Consider the following 7,219-nt stretch of genomic DNA (forward strand, 5'->3'; position numbering starts at 1 on the left):
GGTGATTTCCGGTTGATCTTCTGATGTTATCGTCATCGATTATCCAGAAACGATTCCCCGTTTTCAGGAGCGAACGATGAAAATAGCTTCGGCGCGCTGGGAGATTATCGGTCGCCTGATGCCGGGGGGCGAAAGCGAAGCGCCGGCCAATCCAATCATAGGAGACATTCTGAATGCGACTGATGCTGATTGCGAGCCTGTTGATCCTTCCTCAAATGGCGGGCGCCGCCGAATGCGGTGTGGACACGGTGAAAGTCGCGGAACGAACGCAAAGCCTTGAAGAGCATTATGACCTCATATTGTCGGATATCTCCTGCGATGCCCCAACGGTTCGGGCGCATATATTGATGTGCGACGCCGCTTATGATTCGCAAGCGGACCTGTGGCGGATGGGTCGGCTCGACGATATGGCATGGGTCTATGCCTATGAGAACGCCACCAAGAAGGAGGTCGATCACGCCGATCCGCCTCGCGATGATGATTTTATGCGGCGCCGGGATGCCTGCACCGATACGGCATGCCTGTGCGAGGTGCTGATCGATCACACCAATGCCAGCCTCGGCGGGTTGTCGCCTTATGCCGGTAAACAGATCGAAACCGAAGGTTGATCAACCCGACAATTTCCAGGAGATCCCCATGCGGCCGTTCCTCCCGATCTTCGCTTTCCTGACTCTGCCGGTTTCCGCCACGGCTGCTGCTGCGCAAATCGAAAGCATTTATTTCGAGCATCGCGATTGGGTAGTGGCGTGCGATAATACACGCACCTGCCGTGCCGCGGGCTATCAGTCCGAAGACTATGCCGCCGAGACTCCGGCTCCGCCGGTGTCTCTGTTGCTGACCCGCAAAGCCGGTGCCGGGGAACCGGTCGGTGCCGAACTGTCGGTCGTCCCCGAGGATGATCAGGATCCGATGCCGGGGGCCCTGACGCTGCGGATCAACGGTCGCGACCGGGGCAAGGCTGATGTCAATCGCGAGAACGGGACCGCAATGCTCTCGCGCGCCCAGACCGGGGCGCTGCTCGACGCGCTGTCGCGAGACAGCAAGATAGAGGCTGTGGCGGATGATGGCCAGCGATGGGTTCTGTCGGACGACGGGGCCAGCGCCGTCCTCCTGAAAATGGACGAATTCCAAGGGAGACTGAACACACCCGGCGCTCTCGCGCGGCGAGGCGATCGGAACGAAGCCGAAGTGCTGCCGGCCGTGCCGGCGCTTGCAGTGCATATTCCTGATCTGGTTGCCACGCGGCCGGACGATGCAAGGCTGGCGACGTCCGCCGCTTTGCGCACCGCCTTGCGGGCGACCGCCTTTGGCGAAGACGAGAGCTGCGACATTCTGTTATCCGATGAAAAACAGCCTCTTACGGTCGAACGCGTGAGCGACGACACCCTGCTGGTCTCCACACCTTGCCAGTCGGGGGCCTATAATCAGAGTATCGGATTTTGGACGGTCGACGAAGGGGCGCCCGATCGCCCTCAATTGGTGACCACGTCGGCCAGCGGCTTCGAGAAGGGACGAATCTGGGCGGCACACAAAGGGCGCGGCCTTGGCGACTGCTGGTTCACGGCGGCCTGGAGCTGGGATGGCGAGCGTTTCGTGCAGACCGAAGAAGCGACCACGGGCCTGTGCCGCGGGTTCGCGGGCGGTGCATGGCGTATGCCAACACTGGTCAGCGATGTGCAGCCCGATCCCGGCCGGCCGCAGCCGCACCGCAGCTTGGACTAAAGGAGGCCCACATTGGCATTGTTAAACACACGTTCCTTGCTGTCAGGCTGTTGCATTGGCTTGATGGCATTCGCATCCACTGGAAGCGCGCAACCTTCCGAGACGCAAGCCGGCGAGGCCAGCCGAACGGTCGATGCCGCCACGACAAGCCGCAGCGGCTCTCCCGCCCCTTCGTCAGCCAATATGGCCAAGCGGTATGGCGCGGCGAAGGAGCAAACGGCGTTGGGCCGCGTCCTGTCCATGTTCGCGGCCGATGCTGATGCGGCCCGATATGATACGGATACCGGCCTCGCATGGGGTGCGTTTGAAACAGCCGAAGGCAACGACAATGCCTACCGACGCTCGGCGAAAATCCGGCTTTTGGGCTTCGGTCCAGCGGATTTACCTGCGGGCGCCGGATCCGACCTCAAAATGGTCAAGGGTAATGGCGGGGACAGCTGGCTCACGATTCACGGTTTTAGGCAGGGCAGCGTCTATTCGCTCTACGTCCAGAAGCCCTATGTCCCCGAGGATGATGCGGAAGGCGTGGATTATGCGCGCTTGATCGCCGATCAGCTTGATTCCGCCGTGATCACGCCGCTGGCCGTCAATTGTGCGAAATCTGCGGACGGCGACGGACCAGACACGCAGAGTACCGCTTTTTACAGTATCAAGGTCGATGGCGGAACGATCTGGATGGCCGGCACGGTCGAGGAGGGCGGCAAGTACAGCGGGGGCAATATCATCCTCAATTTTACCCGCGAAGAACCTGCGCAGGAGATGAACGCCTGCACCGGCAAATGACGGGAACGGGTGCCTGGAAACCAGCTGAATGCGACGACGGATATTCGCCGCTTTGCAAGCGGTCACGACCACGGCATAAAAGGCATGGGGAAGCCCTTCGGAGTTTTGGCGAGTCTTGTTCGGCGGATTTGGTGCGGCACACCTGAAATGCATTTATCGCGATTGCTTCCACTGTTCAGCGCCCTACCTTTACAGTGCATTGCACTGACTTCTTTGCCTTGACGGCCCTTTTCTCGCAGACGTCGATGGCCTCTCGGTTCTGACGCCACATCTCGGTCGCATCGACGATGGCCTTCCAGTCCTGCGGACTATTCGCGCGCATGATCCGCGCTCCGGCCTCCCACAGTGTCGGCTCGCGCACGGTGCGCGCGGCAATGCGTTCGGGCAGGTGCCAGCTTGTCGGCATGATGCGCGCGACCACGCCAGGCAGGATCGCCCAGAGCAGGCACCCGGCAAGGACTCCGCCGCCGATGCCCCACCACAGATACTCACGCTGCTGCTCGCGCGTGCGGGCGTTGCCGATGATCCGATGCAACGCCTGAACGGTACTGCTGGACCTGCTGGACGCTGGCCCGGTCGGCCTCGCGCGCCTTCTGCGCCGCGGCTGCAATGCGCTTGCCCATATCCTCCGGGGTCATGTCGAGTGCAGGCGCATCCTCGATCGTCTTCAACCGCTTGTGGACCGCGGCAAGGTAGGCATTCGTCTTTTCCAAGGTCGGGGTGTAGTCGGGTATCTCGATGCTTAGCCGCTCGGCTGCCATATGCTCGACGGCGCGGACCATGAGCGCGATGCGCCCGTCGAGCCCCGCCACCCGGTCGTCGAGCCGCGCGAACGCTTCTGCTGCGGTTTCAGGTTCGGGCTCCGGCGCGTTCGACGGCAATCGTGGTTCGTCCATCTGTTTTCTCCTGCTAATGACCGATGCCCATCCCACGCCCGAGGTCGCGGACGGACTCGAAGGGGATGGAGTTTGCGAGGTCGCGCGACAGGCTGCGGCCCATGTCGCGGCTGATCTCGAGGCCGAGTTCGCGGCTGCGCCCGCCGAGCACCGATTCGAGCTGGGCGTCGCGTTCGAGGCTTTTCGCCATGCCCGCCATGCTCTGTGCGACACGCTTCGCGCCGCGTAGATCGCCATCGCGCACCAGCTCTTCGCGCTGGCGCTGCAACTGCCGCCAGCCCTCGACGAAGCGGTCGGCGCGCTGGAACGGGTCGATGCGGATTTCCGCCTCAAGCTACATCGCCCGGAGCGCGGACTGGCTGCGCCCGCCCGCCGCCTCGTGGACAAGCTCCGGCTGACGCTCGAAGGCAGCGCCAAGATCGGTGGCGGCATGAGGCCGAACAGCGTCGAGCGACTCTTTCGCCCGATCGAGCGCCACGCGCTGATGCGGCATCGCCTCGATCCCCTGCGCGCGGGTTTGCTGCACCGCGTCGAGCGCCCTTGCGTAGCGCTCCACGGCGCTGCGCAGGCCGCCGGCGGGAGAAGGCTGCGGGCTGCGAGCGAGCCCGTCGCCCCGTTCCGGCTGCTGCGACCGGGGCGCGGGTTGGAACCCCGCGAACATATCGCGCGGCGGCTCGGCCCTGGGCCGGAAATTGTCGAAGATCCCGCGCGCCTTCTCGGGGATGGCTTTGACCATTTCGGCGACCCGCTCGCGGAAGGTGATGCCGCGCCGCTCGGCGAAGTCGCGCGCCGGGTCAGCCTTCTGGTAATCGCTCGGCGGTGGCCTGCGCATTGGCTTCGGCGACGTCCTCGCCCGCCACGTCACCGATAATGGCAGTCAGTACCTGCTTGTCGCGGAGAAGATCGGGCAGCACGGCGGTGTCCTGCCAACAGGTTCGCATATCCGTGCCCAGCAACTGGCCGAGCATGTCGACCTCGGCGCTGCCGACGGAAAGCGTCTCGCCCATCACGACGGGAAGAATGCCCATCACCGCCTCGTCGGACAGCCTAGCCAAGCGGACGAACAGCCCGGCAATGCCGTGTTCACCGTCATAACCGCCGACCACGGTAGGTGTCTCGGGATCGAACCCGAGCAGATCGATTACCCGACGGCGCGCCTTGTCGAACGCGGCCTTGCTCGCCGACACCTCGACGCTCTCGGCGACGGCGTCGCTTGCCGCCCGCTGCTTCTCGACGTCGACCCGCCACAGCGGCGACCCGACAATGGCATGGGCGATCATCATGCGCAGTGCGATCCCCGGTTCCGACAGCAATGACGTGCGCACGGCGGCATGACGATGCAGGTCGATATAATTGCCAAGCGCAGCACTAACCTCGGGACGCACCGGCTTGGGTGTATCGGTGCCCGCTTCGCCCTTGGCGCGCTGCCGCGCTTCCTTGTTGGTGATATAGCCCTCATGGAAAGCGACTTCGCCGCGATGGCTGACGGTCACGAAGACCTTGCCGCCCTTCTTCTTCGGGCAGCGTTCATGCTCCCAGCTATTGAAATACTCACCGCGCTTCATGATGATGACATCGGCCCAGCCGGTATCGCGATAGAAGCTCGCTTGCTTCTCCACCTCGGCCATCTGCGCCGTCCAGAATGCATCGGCATCGGCAAAATAGCTGTCCTCGCCGAACAGGTCGGAGACGATCTCGCCGGGATAATCGGCAAGGTCGAACATCGCGACCTTGGTGGTGATCGCACTACCGCCGAACAGCCATGCTCGAAGCTGTACCCCGGTGGGTGCGTGCTTCTCGGGGCAGTCGACCAGCCCCAGCCACTCGCGCTGCTGTGCCTTCGATGCGAGGGTCAGGTGCCGCATGGTGACGACATCGATCTGCTCGGCCCGGTAGAGATTGCGGATGCGCGGCAGCAGATTGCCGATGGCGAGCGTCCGCTTCACCTGCAAGCTGGTGAGCCCGAAGGTCAAGCCGATGTCCTCAATGGTCCGTCCTTCGCGGACGAGGCGGGTGAACGCTTCGCAGCGATTGATCTCGTCGGGGTCGAGCCGGGCGATATTCTCGATCAGCGAGGCTTCGAGCGCCGCCGCATCGTCCCCGGCCTCCATCACCGCACAGGGTAGCGGGTCGATGCAATCCTGTTCTTCGGCAACGGTCAGCGCGGCATGATAGCGCCGCTTGCCCGCAACGATCTCATAGCTTCCGTCTCCCGCTCCCGGCCTTACGATCAGCGGCACGAGAATCCCGCGCGCCCGTACTGACGGCAGGATGTTGGTGAGGTCTGGCTTCGCGATCCCGCGCATGTTGGCGGACGAAACCGAAAGGTTGGCGATGTCGATATACTTGAGTTCCACGGATCTTCTCCTTTGCTTTTCCAAAACCACCGCAGCCCCGGCTGAGCGGGGTGGGCGGCGAGAGCGACCGGAGTGGCCCGCCATGAAGGCAGGGCGCACCGCAGGCTGGAACGCATGTGGAGGACCCCGAAGGGGTTGCGCCCTGCCGGGCGGGCCTCAGAGGAGAGCGACGACCACCTCGCACGGCCGGAGGCCCACGCCGCCGCTCTCAGCGGCGACCCTGTGCGCCGCGCCAGCGGCGCCCGCTTCACAATCGAATCGCAGCGCGAATCACGTAGCGACCGGGGCGCGGATCGCGCCACGATCGGCTCGATGCGGGCAAGCTTGGCCGAAGCGGGACCTCGGATAAAAAAACTTCGGAATCGCCAGAGGGTCGCTTGGGGGTTGCTTGAGGGTCGCTACGGGGTCGCCAGGGGGCAGCTTCGGTTTTGAGGCCGATGTCCGGGCCTAATCCAACATTCTCAAGGGCTTGACGCCCGGCGCTTCTTCCCCCATCTTCGGGCGCGGGAGCGACGGCTGCGGCCAGACGAAGGAAACGCGCCCCCATGTCCAGCAGTGAAAGAATTGTCCGTCTCAGGACCGTGCTCGACCGCACGGGCCTGTCGCGAACGACCGTCTATCGCAAGATCGCCGAAGGCACTTTTCCGGCGCAGGTGCGCATCAGCGTGCACGGTGCCGGCTGGTACGAATCCGCCATCGACCGGTGGATCGCCGATCCCGCCGGATATCGCGCCGACAATGACAATAAGGCGCCAGGTCCAAGCGACCATCATGCAAAAGGATGATGCGCCCCCAGCGCGGCCTATGGCGGCGAACGATAACGATGGAGGTGACCATCCGGCCGCAATCGATGCTGCGCTGATCCGCATCGCGGAAGCGATCGGCATATCGCCCGCGAGCATATTCGCGCCTGCAAGGCGGCTCACCGAAACGCTCAAGAGCCCTGCCACGCGGCTCGACGCCTCAAGTGACATCCGCTCACTCGTCGGCAAGATCGTCCTCCATCCCGGCGACAGGCGAGGCGAGGTTCATGCCACGCTCCACGGGTCGCTCATCGGCATTCTTGATTTCGTGAACGACATCCCGCAACCGGGCGGCAGCCGAGTTTTAACAAAGGTGTCCTCGGGTTCGCGGGAATGACGATGTTAGGGAGTGCAACAACGGCCGCAATCGGTCGCGAGCCGTCATCTCGGTCCCATCGGTATCAAACGTCCGCTTCTCGATGTTCGCCGACTGGAAGCTGCCAGTCCGAAACCGGCCAATGTTTGTGATGACGCCCCAGCAGCATGGGCAAAAGGGCTTCGCTACCGCGAAGCCCTTCCATCCTCTGCGTTCGTGACCAAAGGAAGCCCCATCGACTTTCCGGGTCGCGTGGAAAGTCGCTGCCGGTCGAACGCTAGGCCTATTCCGAAGGAAGTCGAGACATATGACTTGGCTCTCGTCGGTCGGCTACAATTATAA

Annotated in this window: 10 protein-coding genes; 5 read left to right on the top strand and 5 right to left on the bottom strand. The window is 63.4% G+C overall.

Annotated elements, in window-relative coordinates; translation table 11 throughout:
* The first annotated feature begins 173 nt into the window (after nt 1-173).
* Genes VGD20_RS06910 through VGD20_RS06920 form a run of 3 tightly spaced genes read left to right on the top strand, consistent with a single transcriptional unit; the run spans nt 174 to nt 2,505 of the window.
* Nucleotides 174-608, top strand: coding sequence for a hypothetical protein (locus tag VGD20_RS06910; protein WP_331133747.1), 435 nt, complete (start codon nt 174-176; stop codon nt 606-608).
* Between the two features lie 28 nt (nt 609-636).
* Nucleotides 637-1,722, top strand: coding sequence for a DUF1176 domain-containing protein (locus VGD20_RS06915; protein ID WP_331133748.1), 1,086 nt, complete (start codon nt 637-639; stop codon nt 1,720-1,722).
* Between the two features lie 12 nt (nt 1,723-1,734).
* On the top strand, nt 1,735-2,505 hold the full coding sequence (locus VGD20_RS06920; RefSeq protein ID WP_331133749.1) for a hypothetical protein: 771 nt from the start codon (nt 1,735-1,737) through the stop codon (nt 2,503-2,505).
* Between the two features lie 175 nt (nt 2,506-2,680).
* Here VGD20_RS06920 and VGD20_RS06925 read toward each other — a convergent pair whose 3' ends face one another.
* The 5 genes from VGD20_RS06925 to VGD20_RS06945 all read right to left on the bottom strand — a co-directional run bounded on the left by VGD20_RS06925 (nt 2,681) and on the right by VGD20_RS06945 (nt 5,758).
* A complete protein-coding gene (locus VGD20_RS06925) occupies nt 2,681-3,040 on the bottom strand; it encodes a DUF6118 family protein (RefSeq protein WP_331133750.1) in 360 nt (119 codons plus the stop codon).
* Nucleotides 2,994-3,401, bottom strand: coding sequence for a hypothetical protein (locus tag VGD20_RS06930; RefSeq protein WP_331133751.1), 408 nt, complete (start codon nt 3,399-3,401; stop codon nt 2,994-2,996). The genes VGD20_RS06925 and VGD20_RS06930 overlap by 47 nt, the downstream gene beginning before the upstream one ends.
* A 13-nt stretch (nt 3,402-3,414) precedes the next feature.
* On the bottom strand, nt 3,415-3,669 hold the full coding sequence (locus VGD20_RS06935) for a hypothetical protein (RefSeq protein WP_331133752.1): 255 nt from the start codon (nt 3,667-3,669) through the stop codon (nt 3,415-3,417).
* A 66-nt stretch (nt 3,670-3,735) separates the two neighbouring features.
* Nucleotides 3,736-4,233, bottom strand: a complete 498-nt coding sequence (locus tag VGD20_RS06940; RefSeq protein ID WP_331133753.1) for a hypothetical protein — start codon at nt 4,231-4,233, stop codon at nt 3,736-3,738.
* Nucleotides 4,196-5,758: a ParB/RepB/Spo0J family partition protein gene (locus VGD20_RS06945; protein WP_331133754.1), complete on the bottom strand. Its 1,563-nt coding sequence runs from the start codon at nt 5,756-5,758 to the stop codon at nt 4,196-4,198. Before VGD20_RS06945 ends, VGD20_RS06940 begins: the two co-directional genes overlap by 38 nt.
* A 545-nt stretch (nt 5,759-6,303) precedes the next feature.
* On the opposite strand from VGD20_RS06945, the gene VGD20_RS06950 reads away from it, so the two are divergent.
* Nucleotides 6,304-6,543: a helix-turn-helix transcriptional regulator gene (locus VGD20_RS06950; protein WP_331133755.1), complete on the top strand. Its 240-nt coding sequence runs from the start codon at nt 6,304-6,306 to the stop codon at nt 6,541-6,543.
* Between the two features lie 19 nt (nt 6,544-6,562).
* On the top strand, nt 6,563-6,898 hold the full coding sequence (locus VGD20_RS06955; protein WP_331133756.1) for a hypothetical protein: 336 nt from the start codon (nt 6,563-6,565) through the stop codon (nt 6,896-6,898).
* Nucleotides 6,899-7,219: the final 321 nt, after the last annotated feature.

This window comes from Sphingopyxis sp., from assembly GCF_036402335.1.
GTDB lineage: Bacteria > Pseudomonadota > Alphaproteobacteria > Sphingomonadales > Sphingomonadaceae > Sphingopyxis.

Bases quoted from the DNA above. Each gene is read 5' to 3' on its own strand.
- VGD20_RS06950 (WP_331133755.1), top strand. From the start codon at position 6,304: ATGTCCAGCAGTGAAAGAATTGTCCGTCTCAGGACCGTGCTCGACCGC.
- VGD20_RS06940 (WP_331133753.1), bottom strand. From the start codon at position 4,233: ATGCGCAGGCCACCGCCGAGCGATTACCAGAAGGCTGACCCGGCGCGC.
- VGD20_RS06955 (WP_331133756.1), top strand. From the start codon at position 6,563: ATGGCGGCGAACGATAACGATGGAGGTGACCATCCGGCCGCAATCGAT.
- VGD20_RS06910 (WP_331133747.1), top strand. From the start codon at position 174: ATGCGACTGATGCTGATTGCGAGCCTGTTGATCCTTCCTCAAATGGCG.
- VGD20_RS06915 (WP_331133748.1), top strand. From the start codon at position 637: ATGCGGCCGTTCCTCCCGATCTTCGCTTTCCTGACTCTGCCGGTTTCC.
- VGD20_RS06930 (WP_331133751.1), bottom strand. From the start codon at position 3,401: ATGGACGAACCACGATTGCCGTCGAACGCGCCGGAGCCCGAACCTGAA.